Raw genomic sequence first — 16,989 nt, forward strand, 5'->3', positions numbered from 1 at the left:
ACTTTGCCATTTTCAGCATATTGTTAGCGCAATTTGTTCGTTTTTATTCGACGGCGCATGTTCTAGTTTGACCGACACCTTTTTGCCTCTGCGTTATATTCGGTCAAGGAACTTATATGCATATTAAATATTGGCTGCCGTCACTTTTATTCATCGCCGCCCAGGCGCAGGCGCTCGATGAGGTGACCGTCGCGCTGGCGATCCCCCCGGCGGTACATGACGGCGCGCCGTATGCGGCAGCCGAGGAATTGGGGTTATTTAAAGAGCAAAATCTGTCGGTAAAACTGCTGGTGTTTCAGGGCGCGGGCGCGTTGTTGCCGCAGGTCGCCAGCAAGCGCGTCACCTTTGGCTATCCGGTGTCGGAACCGGTTATTTCCAGCTACTTCAACGGTAAAAACCCGCTGCCGCTGCGCTACTTCTATAACGGCACGCCGAGCCAGACCATGGAATACACCGTGCTGGCGGACTCGCCGATCAAAACCCTCAGCGACCTGAAAGGCAAAAAAATCGGCGTCGGTTCCTTGACCTGGGGAACGATACCCGGTAGCCGCGCTGCTCTGCGCGAAGCCGGGCTGGAGCCGGGCAAGAATGTTGAATTTGTCGCCGTCGGTTCGCTCGGTTCGGGCTTCCAGGTGTTGCGCAGCAAGCAGGTGGATGCGCTCAATTTCAACAGTAGCTGGGGCGACATCTTCGAGTTCACCGGCACGAAAATCCGCCGCATCGCCTACCCGGATGTCTTTCAGGAAACGCCCGGAAACGGGTTTATCGCTCACATCGACACCTTCACCCAGCAACCGGATCTGATTCGCCGCTTTGGTCGCGCCTATACCGAAGCGCAGTACGTCTGTGAGATTAACCCGGATTTCTGCGTGCGCGCCTTCTGGCGACAGCACCCGGAAAGCAAACCGGCGGATGCCGACGGCAAAGGGCTTAGCGATGCGCGAACGCTGCTGATCCGGCGTCTGGAACGCACGTTGTACCGCGCAGACGGCACACGCCGGGTGCCTGGCGAATATGATGTCGCAGTGATCCGTCGCGCCATTAATGCAATGGCTGCTGCAGGCGAATACCCGCGCGGCGATGTGCCCGTCGAGCGTATTTTCTCTAACCAGTTTGTCAGCGCGTTTAATGACTTTGATAAAAACGCGCTGCGTAGCAAAGCGGAGGCCGCGAAATGAGTCGCCTGATAATTGATATCCCGGATGATCTGATCGACCGCCCGCGCCACATTACTGCCGACAGCCTCGCGCCCGGCGTCGCACAATTCTCGGCCGCGTTTACCCATGCCGACGGCAGCCGCTGGCAAAGCGGCGCGACGTTCACAGTTGGTGAAAACGGGCTGCTGGATTTGGCCGTGGCGGTGCCTTTATCCGGTGACTGGCAAGACGCGCAGGCCATGGCGCCAGTGTGGAGCCTGCGGCAGGTTTCTCCTCCCGAAGACAGCGCGCGCAGCGACAGCCTTGACGCGCGCACGATCCATCTGCGCATTGACGATGCGGCAGGTAACACGGCGCAGGCGACGTTGATTCAGCGCGTTGTTCCCGCTGGCGTGTCGCGACAGGAAATCCGTGAACAGGGTCTTTCCGGCACCTTATTTACACCGGAAGGCGCAGGGCCGCACCCGCTGGTGATTGTGCTGAATGGTTCCGGAGGCGGTACGCCGGAACAACGCGCGGCGCTGTTCGCCGCACATGGCTACAGCGCGCTGGCGCTGGCGTATTTCAAAGCACCGGGGCGCCCGGAATTTATCTCTGCCACGCCGCTGGAGTATTTCGAAGAGGCCTTGACGTGGGCCAAAGCGACGCTCCAGCCGCGCAACGGGTTTATCGCGCTGGCCGGGCATTCGCGCGGTGGCGAACTGGCGCTGATCCTCGGTTCACTGTTCCCGGAAAGTGTCTCGGCGGTGATTGGCTATGTGCCGAGCGCCGTGGTGCATGGCACGTTACGCGCCGGTCGGCCGGATGAACCGCGCGATGCCGACGCCTGGCTGTGGCGCGGTAAGCCGCTGCGCAATATCTGGCAGGGCAATCCCTTTGCCGATTGGCATGCGTTTGACAACCCGCCACAACCCGGCGCGCCCATTCGTCAGGCGCCTGCTTTCGTCAATGTCGAGCGGGATGACGCGAGCAGGGCGGCGGCGCGTATCCCGGTGGAGCGCATTGCTGGCCCGGTGTTGTTGATTTCCGGCACCGATGACGGTTTTTGGCCGTCGACGGCGTACTGTGAGCGCATCAAAGCGGAACTGGCGGCGGCCAATCACCCGTGGCCGGTTGAGCATGTGCGTAACGAAGGCGCCGGGCATGCGATCAGTTTCCCGTATCTGCCGACCACCGACCGGGCAAAAGTCCACCCGGTTGCCGGTGTAGTGATTGACGGCGGCGGTACAGCGCTGGCGAATGCGCAGGCCAACGCCCACAGTTGGACGCGGGTACTCGCCTTTTTGGCCTCGGCGCAGGTGGCGTTATGAGTGCGGCATTGACGCTGCATGATGTCGGGCTGACGTACGCCACCCGGCGCGGTGAAATTGCCGCGCTGGATGAGGTGAGTTTGCAGGTCGCCGACGGTGAGTTTGTCGCGCTGTTAGGGCCATCTGGTTGCGGCAAATCGACGGTGTTAAAACTGGCCGCCGGTTTATTGCCCGCCACGCGCGGTGCGGTGCAGGTTGCTTCGCAGCCGGTTTGCGGCCCTGGTCGGCACACTGGTGTGGTTTTTCAAAAACCGAACCTGTTGCCGTGGAAAACGGTGCTCGAAAACGTGTTATTGCCCGCGAAAACGTTGGGCTTACCGCTCGCTGATGCACGGCAACGGGCGCGGGAATTGTTGGAACTGGTGGGGCTTGCGGATTTCGCCGCCGATTACCCGTTCGAATTATCCGGCGGCATGCAGCAGCGCGTCGGCATCGCCAGAATGTTGCTGCATGATCCGGAACTGTTGTTGATGGATGAACCGTTCGCCGCGCTGGATGCGTTATCACGCGAAGGGTTGATGCTGGAACTGCAACGCATTTGGGGGCAGCAGCGAAAATCGGTGCTGTTTATTACCCATAGCATTCAGGAAGCGGTGTTTCTGGCCGATCGCGTGCTGGTGATGTCGACGCGGCCGGGGAAAATCATCGAAGATTTAACCATTGCACTGCCGCGCCCGCGCAGCCTGGCGATGCTGGCGGATGAACACTTTATGGCGTTGTGCCAGCAGTTACGGAGACATTTTGCCTGTGCGTAGATTTTTGCCATTTCTTTATCCGCTGATAAGCGTTGCACTGTTGATTGTTGTTTGGGATGCGGCGGTACGGCTGTGGGCCATCCCGGATTATCTGTTGCCGTCGCCGCAGGCGGTGTACCAGGCGCTGGCAAGCGGGTTTGCCGATGGCAGTTTGTGGCCGCATATTGCCACGACGCTCGGTGAAACGCTCTCGGGGTATGTTATCGGCAGCGTGCTCGCCATTGCGTTTGGCGTGGCGCTGGCGGAATCTCTTACTTTTGAGCGCTTTGTTTACCCGCTGCTGGTGGCGTTACAGGCGACACCGAAAGTGGCGCTGGGGCCAATCATTCTGGTGTGGTTTGGTTTTGGCGTCGCCTCAAAGATTGTGCTGGTGGCACTGGTCTGCTTCTTTCCTTTATTTGTCAACACGGTGAATGGCATCCGGCGCACCGATGCGGAGTTGCTCGATGCCTGCCGCGCGTTTTCAGCGTCCCGCGCATGGCTGTTGTTCCACGTTAAGCTGCCATCGGCAGCGGGCGAGATCTTTGCCGGGCTGCAAATCGGCGTCGCGCTGGCGTTGATTGGCGCGGTGGTCGCCGAGTTTCTGTCGGCGCAGCAAGGGCTGGGTTATTTGATTGCCTCAAGCTCGGTCAGCATGAGTTTGTCGACCATGTTCGCCGGGGTGTTTTTACTGGCATTCAGCGGTTTTATCGGTGCACAGTGTGTGCGGTGGTTACAGGGAAAAATCGTTTTTTGGGAACCGGGCGGAGGGAAGAAGTAAGGAAAGCGTGGCGGGTGAGGGGGAGTAAACCGCGACACCCGCCGCTAATGAGAGTTAGATCTCATTCGGGAAGAGAATGTTTCCAGAAAGACGTCCATATGTCGAATGCAAATTGTGTTGTCGGGAAGTTTGACCAACCAATGTCCGCAGCTCGTCCATTCGCTGGCTTAATAATTCTTTCAGTAATATTTCGTTATCCAGAATCTGCTTCAGCAGCGGGCGAAGTTGCGCCTGCATCTGCGGCGCGGTTTCGCTTGAATCCTGGAACTGTGTCAACTTCTCCACAGAAGTCACGTACCCCAGCTCATGTTCGATAAGTTCATCCCAACGCCCTTCTCTCGCGAGGCTAAGCATGGTACGGCTGGTAACCAACAGCTGCTGATAGTGGTGGAGCAACCCGAAATTTGCTTCCATTAGTAAGTGTCCCGCGCGGTGTGATTATTGGGGCCAATTTCTTTCCAGGCATCAGCAATGTTGTTTAGCAACGTTGAAACTTCATCAATGGCAGAGAGGTCATTGTGGAGATTTGCCTGTAAAAGACGTCGTGTCATATAGTCGTAAAGACTGTCCAGGTTCGCGGCGATCTCGCCACCGACTTCGTGGTCGAGACCGGCGCGCAAACCGTTGGTAATGATATTAATAGCCTTTGAAAGCGCCTGTCCTTTACCGGGAATATCTCCCTGCTCAATCAGGATCGCGGCTTTTTTCATGGCGCTTAACGCGCCATCAAAGAGTAATACCACGAGTTGATGTGGGCTTGCGCTCAGCACGGCGCTTTCGACACCGACCTGAGCGTAAGCCTGAGTTCCCGATTTCGTATACATTTCCAACCTCAACTAATGGTTTATGAACTCATCGCATTAAACTGCTGAGTCAAGTAGTTCCCTGTGGTAGTCAGGGAGGAAACCAACTGACTTAAACTTGTAAACTGCGTTTTATAGCGTGCCATGGTGGCGGTAATCTGATCATTCACCGAGGTGTACTGGGCGGCAAGCTGCTTCAGCGTCTTGTTAATGCCGTCCGTCGCGTTCTGTACGCTGCCGTCGGTGCCTAAAATGTCACTCAGCAAATTGCTGGCCTGCGTGGCGAACCCGGTGGTTTTACCGTCGCCAGACAGGAACGTAATCACGTCGGCGTTTTTCTCGCTCAGCGCCTTATCAAGCTTGGTGCTGTCAACGGTCAGTTTGCCCGACGTATCCTGTGTAATACCCAACTGCGACAGGATGGAATAGCTGCCGTCGCCCGACTGCGATGTTGACAACAACGAACGCAGACGCGTTTGAATGTTACGCAGTGTGCCGTCGCCCAGCAGATCGCCGTTCGAGGTGTCCTGCGCGTCACTGCCCTGATCCACCGCCGTGTATTTGGTCTGGTTGGCAATGGTGGTTTGCAGCGAGTTATAGGCATCAACAAACGCCTGCACCGCCGCGGTCATCGGCGCGTTATCTTTAGTTACCGACAACGTTTCTGCTGATGTTGTCAGCTTGTTCAGCGTCAGCGTTACGCCTTCCGGCGCATCGGTGATGGTGTTGCTGCTACGCGTAATCTCGATGCCGTTGATTTTCACTTTGGCATCGGATGCGGCAACCTGCTGCGTCATCACATTGCTGGCGCTGCTGGTATTGGTCGAGTCATAGCTAATGTACTTCGCCAGTTCCGAATCATCCGTGGTGATTGTCATCTGGTTAGTCGTACCGCTATCACGCGAGGTCAGTGCCAGGTAATAACTGTTGTCATCCGCTTTAATAATGCTGGCGGTCACGCTGCCTTGTTTGGCGTTAATCGCATCGCGCATATCCGCGAGGCTGGTTTTATCGCTCGACAAGGTAATTGTCATCGGGTCGTCTTGCCCCGGCTGCGTAATGGTGATCGTGCGAGAGCTCAAGCTGCTGTCGCCCAGATCGGTATCTTTACTTGCCACTTTCGGGCTCAGCAGAGACTGCGAAGCCGCCAGTGACGTAACTTCAACGGAATAAGTCCCCGCCGCTGCGTCATTATCCAGCGCGGCGCTAAACGCCGTGTTGGTGCTGGAGACTTTTGTACCGGCAATGGCTGATGTGTTTTTCAGCGCATCTGCTGCTGTTTGTAGTTTGGTCAGGGAGGTTTGCACCACGCCCCATGCCGTCAGTTTTGCTTTATACGAAGTCTGCTGAGTAGTAATTGGCGTCAGCTTCGTCTGTTCAGCCGTCTGCAAATTGTCATACAACGTATTGAGATCCAGGCTGGTGCCTGCGCCGAGCGAACTTATACTTGCCATATCTTCATCCTTCAGTTTTAGACAATCACTGTGGACAGTATCGGCAGCGATGTTGAAAAGATTAGAGGGTTTTTTATAAAACAATGGCGAAATAAAGCGGGAGAATAGCGGGCAGTTTCTGGCTTTAAAAAAATGATCTTTTTCCCTAAAGGTTGCCAAATGACGGTCGATAATCTGGGTAACGGTGAGAAAACCGTGGGCAGATGCCTGAATCTGATAACTTTTTTTAAGGAATTACATCATGGCTGTTATTAATACTAACACCCTGTCGCTGATGACCCAGAACAACCTGACTAAATCACAGTCTTCTCTGGGTACCTCCATCGAGCGTCTTTCTTCCGGTCTGCGTATCAACAGCGCAAAAGACGACGCTGCGGGTCAGGCGATCGCTAACCGCTTTACGTCCAACATCAACGGCCTGACCGTTGCTGCCCGTAACGCGAACGACGGCATTTCTCTGTCTCAGACCGCTGAAGGCGCGCTGGGCGAAATCAACAACAACTTGCAGCGTATCCGTGACCTGACCGTTCAGGCGCAGAACAGCTCCAACTCCGCGTCCGACATCGACTCCATCCAGGCTGAAGTTAACCAGCGTATGGAAGAAGTGAACCGTGTAACCAACCAGACCGACTTCAACGGCATCAAAGTCCTGAATACCGGTTCCGGTTCAAGCAGCTACGATTTCCAGGTTGGCGCGAAAGACGGCGAAACCATCAGCATCGCCATCAGCTCCAGCGACAGCTACAACCTTGCCGCTGCCGGTTCTTCTGGTTCTGCGCTGAACACCAAAGCCATGACCTCTGGCGATACAGTCAACGGTACTGCACGTTCTACTGAAGCGGTTGGCTTCGACGTACTGAAAGGTTCCGTCACTGGCGGCGCGAGCGGTGCAGCTTCTGGCTCCACTCCGCTGGCAGACATCGATGCGGCAATCAAAGCGGTTGACTCTCAGCGCAGCCTGCTGGGTGCGTCCCAGAACCGTTTCGAATCCACCATCACTAACCTGAACAACACGGTGAACAACCTGTCTTCTGCCCGCAGCCGTATTCAGGACTCTGATTACGCGACGGAAGTGTCGAACATGTCCCGCGCGCAGATCCTGCAGCAGGCGGGTTCTTCTGTGCTAGCGCAGGCCAACCAGGTTCCGCAGACCATGCTGTCCCTGCTGCGTTAATCCTTTATTACGCAGATCGCATAAAAGCGCCGCTTGTCGGCGCTTTTTTTATGTGCGTGAAAAAGCCGCAGAAAAAAAGAAAAAATCCCTAAAGAGTTGGTTGAACCCGTCGATAACAATCATGACGGTGATGAAGCCTTTGGCGCTTACCGGAATATAAATTTTTCACTGAAGGATAACTATCATGGCCGTTATTAACACTAACACCCTGTCGCTGATGACCCAGAACAACCTGACTAAATCACAGTCATCTCTGGGCACCTCCATCGAGCGTCTTTCTTCCGGTCTGCGCATCAACAGCGCAAAAGACGACGCCGCAGGTCAGGCGATTGCTAACCGCTTTACGTCTAACATCAACGGCCTGACCGTTGCTGCCCGTAACGCGAACGACGGTATTTCTCTCTCCCAGACCGCTGAAGGCGCGCTGGGCGAAATCAACAACAACTTGCAGCGTATCCGTGACCTGACCGTTCAGGCGCAGAACAGCTCCAACTCCGCATCTGACATCGACTCCATCCAGGCTGAAGTTAACCAGCGTATGGAAGAAGTGAACCGCGTAACCAACCAGACCGACTTCAACGGCATCAAAGTGCTGAACACCGGTTCCGGTTCAAGCAGCTACGATTTCCAGGTTGGCGCGAAAGACGGCGAAAAAATCAGCATCGCCATCAGCTCCAGCGACAGCTACAACCTGGCCGCTGCCGGTTCTTCAGGCACCACCCTGAACACCAAAGCCATGACCTCTGGTGATACCGTCAACGGTACTGCACGTTCTACTGAAGCGGTTGGTTTTGACGTACTGAAAGGTTCCGTCACTGGCGGCGCGAGCGGTGCAGCTTCTGGCTCCACTCCGCTGGCTGATATCGACGCGGCAATCAAATCGGTTGACTCTCAGCGCAGCCTGCTGGGTGCGTCCCAGAACCGTTTCGAATCCACCATCACTAACCTGAACAACACGGTGAACAACCTGTCTTCTGCCCGCAGCCGTATTCAGGATTCTGATTACGCGACGGAAGTGTCGAACATGTCCCGCGCGCAGATCCTGCAGCAGGCGGGTTCTTCCGTACTGGCACAGGCCAACCAGGTTCCGCAGACTATGCTGTCCCTGCTGCGTTAATCGCAAATTGAGTTGTACAAAAAAGGCGCCGCTTGTCGGCGCTTTTTTATTTTGTGATCTGTGTGTTTTTTCGACGAAAATTGTTCAAAAAATAGAAAAAACACTAAAGAGTTCTGTAAGGCCGTCGATAATGATCATGACGGTGATGAAGCCTCTGGCGCATACCGGAATATAAATTTCTCACTGAAGGATAACTATCATGGCTGTTATTAATACTAACACCCTGTCGCTGATGACCCAGAACAACCTGACTAAATCACAGTCTTCTCTGGGCACCTCGATTGAGCGTCTCTCTTCCGGTCTGCGCATCAACAGCGCGAAAGACGACGCTGCGGGTCAGGCGATTGCTAACCGTTTTACGTCCAACATCAACGGTCTGACCGTTGCTGCCCGTAACGCGAACGACGGCATTTCTCTGTCTCAGACCGCTGAAGGCGCGCTGAGCGAAATCAACAACAACTTGCAGCGTATCCGTGACCTGACCGTTCAGGCGCAGAACAGCTCCAACTCCGCGTCCGATATCGACTCCATCCAGGCTGAAGTTAACCAGCGTATGGAAGAAGTGAACCGTGTCACCAACCAGACCGACTTCAACGGCATCAAAGTGCTGAACACCGGTTCCGGTTCAAGCAGCTACGATTTCCAGGTTGGTTCTAAAGACGGCGAAAAAATCAGCATCGCCATCAGCTCCAGCGACAGCTACAACCTGGCCGCTGCCGGTTCTTCAGGCACCACCCTGAACACCAAAGCCATGACCTCTGGCGACACTGTCAACGGTACTGCACGTACTACTGAAGCGGTTGGCTTCGACGTACTGAAAGGTTCTGTCACTGGTGGCGCGAGCGGTGCAGCTTCTGGCTCCACTCCGCTGGCAGACATCGATGCGGCAATCAAAGCGGTTGACTCTCAGCGCAGCCTGCTGGGTGCGTCCCAGAACCGTTTCGAATCCACCATCACTAACCTGAACAACACGGTGAACAACCTGTCTTCTGCCCGCAGCCGTATTCAGGATTCTGATTACGCGACGGAAGTGTCGAACATGTCCCGCGCGCAGATCCTGCAGCAGGCGGGTTCTTCCGTACTGGCACAGGCCAACCAGGTTCCGCAGACCATGCTGTCCCTGCTGCGTTAATTGTAAAACGCACATTTCTGAAACCCGGCGCCGCCGGGTTTTTTTTTGCCTGCCGCTCCCCCAAAGGTAAACGTCAGGAAACCGCTATTTTTACCCGTTTTTTACGCGGATTGGCGCGCCGTCAATGCAGTATCGTTTCCTGTAATATGTGGATACCGGTGCATGCGGTGTCTGTCGACCATTATTGGGAATACTGTTATGCCGCAATCTGCACTCGTTAGCCTTGTCATCCCCAGCTATAAATCCTCCTGGTTTGAAGAAACGCTACGCTGCGCGTTGTCGCAAGATTATGACAACCTTGAAATTATTATTTCTGATGATTGCCCGACCAACGATATTGAGCGCATTGTCGAACGTAACAAAGAGCATTCACCTTTTCCGCTGACCTATATTCATAACCAACCGGCGCTGGGCGATAACCAAAACGTTGAAACCTGCATTCGGCTGGCAAAGGGCAAGTACATCAAGTTTTTGTTCGACGACGACACCCTTGAGCCGGACTGCGTCTCTTCGCTGGTCAAGGCGATGGAAAGCGATGCTTCCGTGCGCCTTGCCACGTCGCGCCGCCGCCGGATTGGCGTTCACGGCGAAGCGTTAGCGGACATTAACGCGACGACCGCCGCAGTAAAAAGCGATGCGATTCTCAACGGGCGCGATGTCATCAGCTTCCAGCTCCACGGCATTGTTAACTTTATCGGGGAGCCGAGCACGGTATTAATGTACCGCGACGATCTCATTGATTTGCTGAACCACCCGGATGGGCTGTTCGCGCTGAACGGCGAAGTGATGCACTTCCTCGCGGACTTAACGCTGTACGCGAAATTGCTGCGCAAGGGCAACCTGGCGTACCTGGTCAAGCCGCTTTCTGCGCTGCGCGTTTCTCGCCAGCAGGTTAGCCAGCTTGGACGCGATGACGATCCGCGCGCCGACAAAACCCTGAAAGCGTTCCCGGAGTTAATTAAAAAACTCAACATGGGCGATACCGAAACCACGCCGCGCCACCATGTGCGCGTCGCGCCGATGAGCGATCCAACCCACTTTGCTTTGCAGGATGTCGGCAGCCACATTGATAACGGGGTGAAAGAGTCGCTATTGGCAGACTGGATCGCACAGCGCCAGTTACTGCCGGTTCAGCAGCGCATGGTGGATAAACACAACGCGGCCTTTGAAACGGCGGATTTGACGGTGCTGATTTATGGTGGCGACGGGCAGCCGGGCAATATTGAAAAAACGCTCGCCTCATTAACGCAAAAAACCTATAGCGGTTTGCGCATTCATCCGGTGGTGCTGAGCAACGACACCTTTGACGGTGTGCGCACGATTGGCGAGTTCGCGGGCGTGCATCGCGCGTTGGAAGAACTGGCGTGTGAAATGCCGCGCGGCTGGTTTATTGCCTTTCAGGCGGGCGGGGAATTTTATGATTCCGGCCTGCTGTCGCTGGCTTCAACGTTGATTGAAGCTGATTCGCTGTCGGCCATTTATGGCGATGAAGTGTTTAACATCGACGGCAGCGCCATTGGCGTGAAATTCAAATCGGACTTCAACCTCGATCTGTTTCTCAGCCAGCCTTTTTCGCTCGGGCGCAACTGGTTCTTGCGCGGCGAGGTGATCAGCCAGTTTGGCGTCGATGCCAGCACCGGCGCGGCATTTGAATTCGATCTGCTGATCAAACTGATTGAAAGCCAGGGCTTCGCGCCGATGGGCCACCTGGCAGAACCGCTGTTCCTGGCGATGCAGCCGATCGCCGCGCCAGAGCAGGAACAACGCATCCTGCAACGCCATTTACGTAACCGTGGATATGGGCGCGCCGAAATTACCGTGGATATTTATGGCCATTACCATATTGGCTACGGTCACGCGGATACGCCGCTGGTGTCGATCATTATTCCTGCCGGGCAGCAGCTTGCGCCGCTGGTGACCTGCGTCACCTCGGTGGTGGAAAAAACGCAGTGGACACAGTATGAACTGCTGGTGGTGGCGGATTCTGCCGCGCCGCAAGAGATGCACAACTGGCTGCAAGGTTTGTCAGAGATCGACCCGACGCGCATTAAAGTGCTGAAAGGCGACGGGGTAGGTACTTATGCCCGCGCGGTTAACCAGGCTTTCGCGCTGGCACAGGGGCAATACATTGCCATGCTGCACCCGGACTTGGTTATCACTCAGCCCAAATGGTTGAACGCGATGCTTAACCACGGCCAGCGCCCCGAAGTGGGGATCGTTGGTGGCAAACAGCTTTACAGCGATGGCACCGTGCGCCACGCCGGGTATTTGCTTGGCGTGAACGGTGTGGCGGGGGAAGCATTTTTCCGCACCGATGATGGCTTCAAAAGTTACATGGGACGCTTGCACGCAGATCAAAACTACAGCGCAGTTTCCGGCGAATTCATGCTGTTTGACCGCGCAATTTTTGAAAGCGTGGGCGGCCTCGACGAAACGCTCGACACACTGTGGGATGTCGATTTCTGTCTGCGCGCGCGCCAGAAAGGGTGGTTCACCGTCTGGACGCCGTCGGCGGCGGTGTTACGCACCGTGGGCCGTAAAGCCGATGAAACCCCGCGCGAAGCGGCGGCTCGCCGGGAACGTAAAGAGCGCGAAGAAGATGAGATGTTCGCCCGTTGGATGCCGATCATCAGCAACGACCCGGCTTACAACATTAACCTTTCCCTTAGCAACGAGCAGTTTATGGTCTGCCCGGAGAGCAAACTGAGCTGGCGACCCCTGTCGTGGAACCCGCTGCCGGTGGTGCTTCCGCACATGGGCGACTACGCGGGTTGCGGGTATTACCGCATGATCAAACCGTTCGAAGCGATGGTTGAAAACGCGTGCGTGGATGGCAAATTATCCCCCGCGCTGCTGAGCATTCCGACGCTGGCGCGCTATAAGCCGGACAGCGTGATTATCCAGCGCCACTTCTCGCCGGAATTCCAGGCGTGGGCGAGTGCGGCGAAAAAGCGCACCGACGTGTTTATGGTCTTTGAACTGGATGACTACTTGCCGAACATTCCGGTGAAAAACCAGCATAAGTCGGATTTCGACAGCGACACGCTGAAGAATTTGCGCAAGACGCTTAACTTTATGGACCGCTTTGTGGTGTCGACGCAGCCGCTGGCCGATGCGTTTTCCGCCTGGCACTCCAACATTGTGGTGATGCCGAACCGCGTTTCCGCCGACTGGTGGTCAGGCTTAACCAGCCTGCGCGGGCAGGGGCGTAAGCCGCGTGTGGGTTGGGCGGGCGGTTCCAGCCACCGGGGTGACCTGGAAATGGTCGCCGATGTGGTCAAAGCCTTTGCCGACGAAGTGGATTGGGTGTTCTTCGGCATGTGTCCGGAAAAACTGCGCCCGTATGTGCGTGAGTTCCATCGCGGCGTGGACATTGAACTTTATCCACGCAAGCTGGCTTCGCTCAATTTGGATCTGGCGATTGCGCCGGTGGAAGAGAACCTGTTCAACGCCTGTAAGAGTAACTTGCGTCTGCTGGAGTACGGCTCCTGTGCCGTGCCGGTGATTTGCAGCGATGTAGAATGCTACCGCTCCATCAATGACGTGACGCGCGTGCGTAACCGGTATAAAGACTGGGCGGATGCGATTCGCTACCACCTTGATAACCCGTCGCAAAGCGCGCAAATGGGGCAGGCGTTGCAAGCCACGATTTTCCGCGACTGGATGCACAACGCCGACACCGCTGCAGCGTGGGCGAAAGCCTGGTTGCCGGACTGATCCACAAGGGGTTATGCCGGGTGGCGGCGATGCCTTACCCGGCCTACAAGCTATGTGATATCAATAAGTTGTGTAGGCCTGATAAGCGAAGCGCCATCAGGCGTGGACAAAATCAGGTGCATTGGCGGGCATGTGGCGCGTAGGCCTGATAAGCGCAGCGCCATCAGGCAGGTCATCATTCTCAAGCGCCGGTTTCCCGGCGTTTTTTGTTTTTAACGGGTTTTCCAATAATCCATAAAGCCCTCTTTACCGTACAACCAGAGGGTTTGCAGCTCGTTATTGATGTTGTCGATCAGCGGTTTGATTTCGCTGTAAGGCTGGCGCAGCAGCACCCAGGATTTACTTTTCGGGCTATAAACCGACGATTTGTAACCCCATTGGTCCATCAAAATTTGCATACTTTTATTGGTATGTACCACCGTGTGCACGGGCACATCGGTATAGAACCAGTTTGGATCTTGCGGCACGCGATCCACCACCACCGTGTGGATCAGCAGGGAACCGGTATCGGAAACCAGCGCGTTAACGTCGTCCAGATCCTGGCGCGTCAGCACATGTTCGAACATCGCGGAGTTAATCACCATTGACCAGGCTTTCTTCTGCGGCTCATCGATATAGCGGTGTGCCGGGTTGCGGACATATTTGTCGTAGCATGGGATTTCGCGGTTGAAATACTTGCGCTGAATATGGCTCAGCGTGCCATAGCCGGAGGCGTAATCCAGCATGTTGCTGGTATCGATAATGTTATTGCGCGCCAGCAGTTCAATCATTAACGCCTGCTCGGCATACGGCGGCTGGTTGAAGCCGGTGGTATCGCGACCGCCGGTTTCGCTGTAGTGGTGAAAATCGGTGTTCAGCTTTTCCCATTCGTCATGCGACAACGCTTTATGCGTTTGCGAGCTTAAAAAGCCACAGTGCGGACACTCATAAAACTGCACCGGCACCAGCTTCTGGGTGAAGCTTTCGGTCGATGGCGCGCAATAGTTATCCTTCTGGAAATAGAATTTCATTTCCGTATCACAGATGAGGCAAGTGTTGATTTTCATAACTGTCCTGAGTAGTTAGCGGCGGGCGCAGAGTCGTGGCGCGATAATGTAAGAATTTGACATATTTCACCCATATCCAGCCGCCAAATATCCGCCGTTTTGTCCCTCTTTTTCTGGGATTGCGTCATCAACAGAATAATTAGCCCATGAAAATGGTTTTGTTTTGCCGATAAGCAGGCAACGCACCTCGCTATGATGCAAGCCTACCCCTTTATCCTGCAGGTCCGCCTATGGCCGATAACATCTTTGTCACCAGTCCGCTTTTGCCTCCGCTTGAGGAATTTATTCCTTATATGGAGCAGATTTGGCAAAACCGTATTTTGACCAACGGTGGCGCTTTTCATCAGCAACTGGAAGACGAGCTGGCGAATTACCTGGGCGTTAAGCATGTTTGCCTGTTTTCCAACGGCACGCTGGCGCTGTTAACCGCATTGCAGGCGCTGCGCGTGACAGGCGAGGTGATCACCACGCCGTATTCGTTTGTGGCGACATCCCATACCCTGCTGTGGAACGGTTTGACGCCGGTGTTCGCCGATATCGACCCGCAGACGTTTAATATCAGCCCCGAGCGTATCGAAGAGCTGATCACGCCGCAGACCACCGCCATTATGCCGGTGCACTGTTACGGCATCCCGTGCGAGGTGGAGAAGATCCAGCAGATTGCCGATATCTACGGGCTGAAAGTGATTTACGACGCCGCTCATGCGTTTGGCGTGCGCCAGAACGGCACCAGTATTCTCAATCATGGCGATTTGTCGGTGTTGAGTTTCCATGCCACCAAAGTGTTTAACACCTTTGAGGGCGGGGCGATTATCTGCCACGACGCGCGCACCAAACAGCGCATCGACTACCTGAAAAACTTCGGCTTCGCGGGTGAAACGCGTGTGGTCGCACCGGGCATCAACGCCAAGATGAACGAGATGGAAGCGGCGTTTGGCCTGCTCCAGCTTAAATACATTGATGGCGCACTGGCGGCGCGCAAGGCGATTTATCAGCGCTATTGCGAAGGGCTTCAGGGTGTTGAGGGAATCAGTTGGTTTGATGCCGCCGACCGTTTCGAGTGGAACCACGCCTACTATCCGGTATTGGTGGAAGGCGAATATCCGCTGGCGCGCGATGCCTTGTACGAAGCGTTAAAAGCGGAGGGGATTTACTCCCGCCGCTATTTCTACCCGCTAATCAGTTCCTTCGCCATGTACCGCCATCTGCCGACGGCTGCCGAAGAACACTTACCCGCCGCGAATGTGATCGCCGAGAAAATCCTCTGCTTGCCTATCTACCCGGATTTAACCGAAGCGGATCAGCAGCGCGTGATTGACGTGATTCGCCAGCATGCCCTGAACCGAGCAAAACCCGCCAGCCCGGTTCAACACGTGGCCTGAACAAAAAAGCGCTGGTTAACCAGCGCTTTTTTTGTCTTACGCTTTCACCTTCGCCGCGGGAACCGCATACAGCACCATTTCATAGGCCAGCCGTGGATGGTGGGCGCGCAGGTAGAAACGGTAATCGCCGTGTAACTGCTGAATGAATTGCGGAATGGTCAGCAAATCGTCGCGCTTGTGGTACAGGCTGATGGCGAGCGTCGGCTGCCAGCGCGTAATGGTGTTTTGCGCGCCCTGCAATGCGGCGAGTTCCGCGCCTTCAATATCCATCTTGATAAAGCTGACGCGGTTGCCGCCGGTGACATCATCAATTTTCAACAGATCGATTTTATCGCCAACGGGCGCGTCGCTCAGGGACGACGAGAACGAGTTGGACGCATTGAAATAGAGCGTGGTGGCTTCGTTCCACACGCCAGCCTGAAAATGAGCGCACTGCGGCAGGTCGGCGGTGTTGTGCTGCAACTGGGCAAAGGTGGTGCTGTCTGGCTCGAAGGCATAGATTTTTTCGGCCTCACCCGCGCCGTCGCGCTTGAGCGCAGTGACAAACGCCTTGATGCTGTCGCCGTCGAACGCGCCGCAATCGACAAACACTTCGTTATCACCCAGCGCAATAATTTCTTGCGGAAAGTAATGCTGTGGATGGTAAAGCGCGCCATATTCGCCTTCACACGCGCTAATGCGCTGGTTCAGATACGCGAGCAGGGTGGCTTTCGACCTCTCGTCGCCAAGCTGGTCATACAGCGCGGTCAGCGCCTGTTGATGTTCTTCGCACCAGCCAAAAGTGAAATACGCTTTGGTATTCACGCCGACAAAGGCGCAATCGTAGAACAGCATTTCGCTGGCGCTTTGGCGCAAACTCGTGAGCAGCGCCTCATCGGCAAACTGCATGGCGATGATGTAGTTAAACGTTTTGCCTGAGGCCGCCAGCGCCTCAAACGATTCCAGCGCGAAACCGTTAAATTCACTGCCGGGGCGCAGGTAGCTCCCGCCGATGGCGACCTTATCGACGCGCATGTGTTCGCGCTGCATAAATTCCCAGGTCACTTGCGCGGCGTAACCGGCACCGCACAACACAATGGGGTCGCCATTGGTTTGCATACGCGCCACGGTATCAACGAAATGGTTGCGCGTGGCAGAAATCAAATTGACGATTGAGGTCATTGCCGTCTCCGGGGAATGAAA

General features: G+C 55.4%; 14 protein-coding genes. 9 read left to right on the forward strand and 5 right to left on the reverse strand.

What is annotated here, in order from left to right:
* The first annotated feature begins 116 nt into the window (after positions 1-116).
* The 4 genes from AAEY27_RS09045 to AAEY27_RS09060 are packed head-to-tail and all read left to right on the forward strand — an operon-like array spanning position 117 to position 3,982.
* A complete protein-coding gene (locus AAEY27_RS09045; RefSeq protein ID WP_342324780.1) occupies positions 117-1,178 on the forward strand; it encodes an ABC transporter substrate-binding protein in 1,062 nt (353 codons plus the stop codon).
* Complete coding sequence (locus AAEY27_RS09050; protein ID WP_342324782.1) at positions 1,175-2,467, forward strand: acyl-CoA thioester hydrolase/BAAT C-terminal domain-containing protein; 1,293 nt, start codon at positions 1,175-1,177, stop codon at positions 2,465-2,467. Before AAEY27_RS09045 ends, AAEY27_RS09050 begins: the two co-directional genes overlap by 4 nt.
* On the forward strand, positions 2,464-3,222 hold the full coding sequence (locus tag AAEY27_RS09055; protein WP_342324783.1) for an ABC transporter ATP-binding protein: 759 nt from the start codon (positions 2,464-2,466) through the stop codon (positions 3,220-3,222). Before AAEY27_RS09050 ends, AAEY27_RS09055 begins: the two co-directional genes overlap by 4 nt.
* Positions 3,215-3,982 carry an ABC transporter permease gene (locus tag AAEY27_RS09060; protein ID WP_342324785.1) on the forward strand — a complete coding sequence of 256 codons (768 nt, stop codon included), beginning with the start codon at positions 3,215-3,217 and terminating at the stop codon, positions 3,980-3,982. The genes AAEY27_RS09055 and AAEY27_RS09060 overlap by 8 nt, the downstream gene beginning before the upstream one ends.
* A gap of 54 nt (positions 3,983-4,036) precedes the next feature.
* Here AAEY27_RS09060 and fliT read toward each other — a convergent pair whose 3' ends face one another.
* Genes fliT through fliD form a run of 3 tightly spaced genes read right to left on the reverse strand, consistent with a single transcriptional unit; the run spans position 4,037 to position 6,239 of the window.
* Positions 4,037-4,396, reverse strand: coding sequence for a flagella biosynthesis regulatory protein FliT (gene fliT, locus AAEY27_RS09065; RefSeq protein WP_342324786.1), 360 nt, complete (start codon positions 4,394-4,396; stop codon positions 4,037-4,039).
* Positions 4,396-4,806 (reverse strand): flagellar export chaperone FliS, encoded by a 411-nt coding sequence (fliS, locus tag AAEY27_RS09070; RefSeq protein WP_342324788.1) that lies wholly within the window; start codon positions 4,804-4,806, stop codon positions 4,396-4,398. The genes fliT and fliS overlap by 1 nt, the downstream gene beginning before the upstream one ends.
* A 20-nt stretch (positions 4,807-4,826) precedes the next feature.
* A complete protein-coding gene (fliD, locus tag AAEY27_RS09075) occupies positions 4,827-6,239 on the reverse strand; it encodes a flagellar filament capping protein FliD (protein ID WP_342324789.1) in 1,413 nt (470 codons plus the stop codon).
* A gap of 241 nt (positions 6,240-6,480) precedes the next feature.
* On the opposite strand from fliD, the gene AAEY27_RS09080 reads away from it, so the two are divergent.
* From AAEY27_RS09080 to AAEY27_RS09095, 4 genes are all read left to right on the forward strand, one after another.
* Positions 6,481-7,413 carry a flagellin gene (locus AAEY27_RS09080; RefSeq protein ID WP_342324791.1) on the forward strand — a complete coding sequence of 311 codons (933 nt, stop codon included), beginning with the start codon at positions 6,481-6,483 and terminating at the stop codon, positions 7,411-7,413.
* A gap of 184 nt (positions 7,414-7,597) precedes the next feature.
* Positions 7,598-8,530: a flagellin gene (locus tag AAEY27_RS09085; RefSeq protein ID WP_342324792.1), complete on the forward strand. Its 933-nt coding sequence runs from the start codon at positions 7,598-7,600 to the stop codon at positions 8,528-8,530.
* A gap of 199 nt (positions 8,531-8,729) precedes the next feature.
* Positions 8,730-9,662 carry a flagellin gene (locus AAEY27_RS09090; protein WP_342324793.1) on the forward strand — a complete coding sequence of 311 codons (933 nt, stop codon included), beginning with the start codon at positions 8,730-8,732 and terminating at the stop codon, positions 9,660-9,662.
* A 198-nt stretch (positions 9,663-9,860) separates the two neighbouring features.
* Positions 9,861-13,379, forward strand: coding sequence for a glycosyltransferase (locus tag AAEY27_RS09095; RefSeq protein WP_342324795.1), 3,519 nt, complete (start codon positions 9,861-9,863; stop codon positions 13,377-13,379).
* Between the two features lie 212 nt (positions 13,380-13,591).
* On the opposite strand, the gene AAEY27_RS09100 is transcribed toward AAEY27_RS09095, so the two are convergent.
* Complete coding sequence (locus tag AAEY27_RS09100) at positions 13,592-14,425, reverse strand: methyltransferase domain-containing protein (RefSeq protein ID WP_342324797.1); 834 nt, start codon at positions 14,423-14,425, stop codon at positions 13,592-13,594.
* A gap of 230 nt (positions 14,426-14,655) precedes the next feature.
* Between AAEY27_RS09100 and AAEY27_RS09105 the strand changes: the two genes are divergently transcribed.
* Positions 14,656-15,807 carry a DegT/DnrJ/EryC1/StrS family aminotransferase gene (locus AAEY27_RS09105; RefSeq protein ID WP_342324799.1) on the forward strand — a complete coding sequence of 384 codons (1,152 nt, stop codon included), beginning with the start codon at positions 14,656-14,658 and terminating at the stop codon, positions 15,805-15,807.
* 36 nt (positions 15,808-15,843) lie between these two features.
* Here the strand turns inward: AAEY27_RS09105 and AAEY27_RS09110 are convergent, their stop codons facing one another.
* A complete protein-coding gene (locus AAEY27_RS09110; protein ID WP_342324801.1) occupies positions 15,844-16,968 on the reverse strand; it encodes an FkbM family methyltransferase in 1,125 nt (374 codons plus the stop codon).
* Positions 16,969-16,989: the final 21 nt, after the last annotated feature.

This window comes from Kosakonia sp. BYX6 (genome assembly GCF_038449125.1).
GTDB lineage: Bacteria > Pseudomonadota > Gammaproteobacteria > Enterobacterales > Enterobacteriaceae > Kosakonia > Kosakonia calanthes.

Coding starts and splice junctions, on each gene's coding strand:
- AAEY27_RS09045 (WP_342324780.1), top strand. CDS start 117: ATGCATATTAAATATTGGCTGCCGTCACTTTTATTCATCGCCGCCCAG.
- AAEY27_RS09050 (WP_342324782.1), top strand. CDS start 1,175: ATGAGTCGCCTGATAATTGATATCCCGGATGATCTGATCGACCGCCCG.
- AAEY27_RS09055 (WP_342324783.1), top strand. CDS start 2,464: ATGAGTGCGGCATTGACGCTGCATGATGTCGGGCTGACGTACGCCACC.
- fliT (WP_342324786.1), bottom strand. CDS start 4,396: ATGGAAGCAAATTTCGGGTTGCTCCACCACTATCAGCAGCTGTTGGTT.
- fliS (WP_342324788.1), bottom strand. CDS start 4,806: ATGTATACGAAATCGGGAACTCAGGCTTACGCTCAGGTCGGTGTCGAA.
- fliD (WP_342324789.1), bottom strand. CDS start 6,239: ATGGCAAGTATAAGTTCGCTCGGCGCAGGCACCAGCCTGGATCTCAAT.
- AAEY27_RS09080 (WP_342324791.1), top strand. CDS start 6,481: ATGGCTGTTATTAATACTAACACCCTGTCGCTGATGACCCAGAACAAC.
- AAEY27_RS09085 (WP_342324792.1), top strand. CDS start 7,598: ATGGCCGTTATTAACACTAACACCCTGTCGCTGATGACCCAGAACAAC.
- AAEY27_RS09090 (WP_342324793.1), top strand. CDS start 8,730: ATGGCTGTTATTAATACTAACACCCTGTCGCTGATGACCCAGAACAAC.
- AAEY27_RS09095 (WP_342324795.1), top strand. CDS start 9,861: ATGCCGCAATCTGCACTCGTTAGCCTTGTCATCCCCAGCTATAAATCC.
- AAEY27_RS09100 (WP_342324797.1), bottom strand. CDS start 14,425: ATGAAAATCAACACTTGCCTCATCTGTGATACGGAAATGAAATTCTAT.
- AAEY27_RS09105 (WP_342324799.1), top strand. CDS start 14,656: ATGGCCGATAACATCTTTGTCACCAGTCCGCTTTTGCCTCCGCTTGAG.
- AAEY27_RS09110 (WP_342324801.1), bottom strand. CDS start 16,968: ATGACCTCAATCGTCAATTTGATTTCTGCCACGCGCAACCATTTCGTT.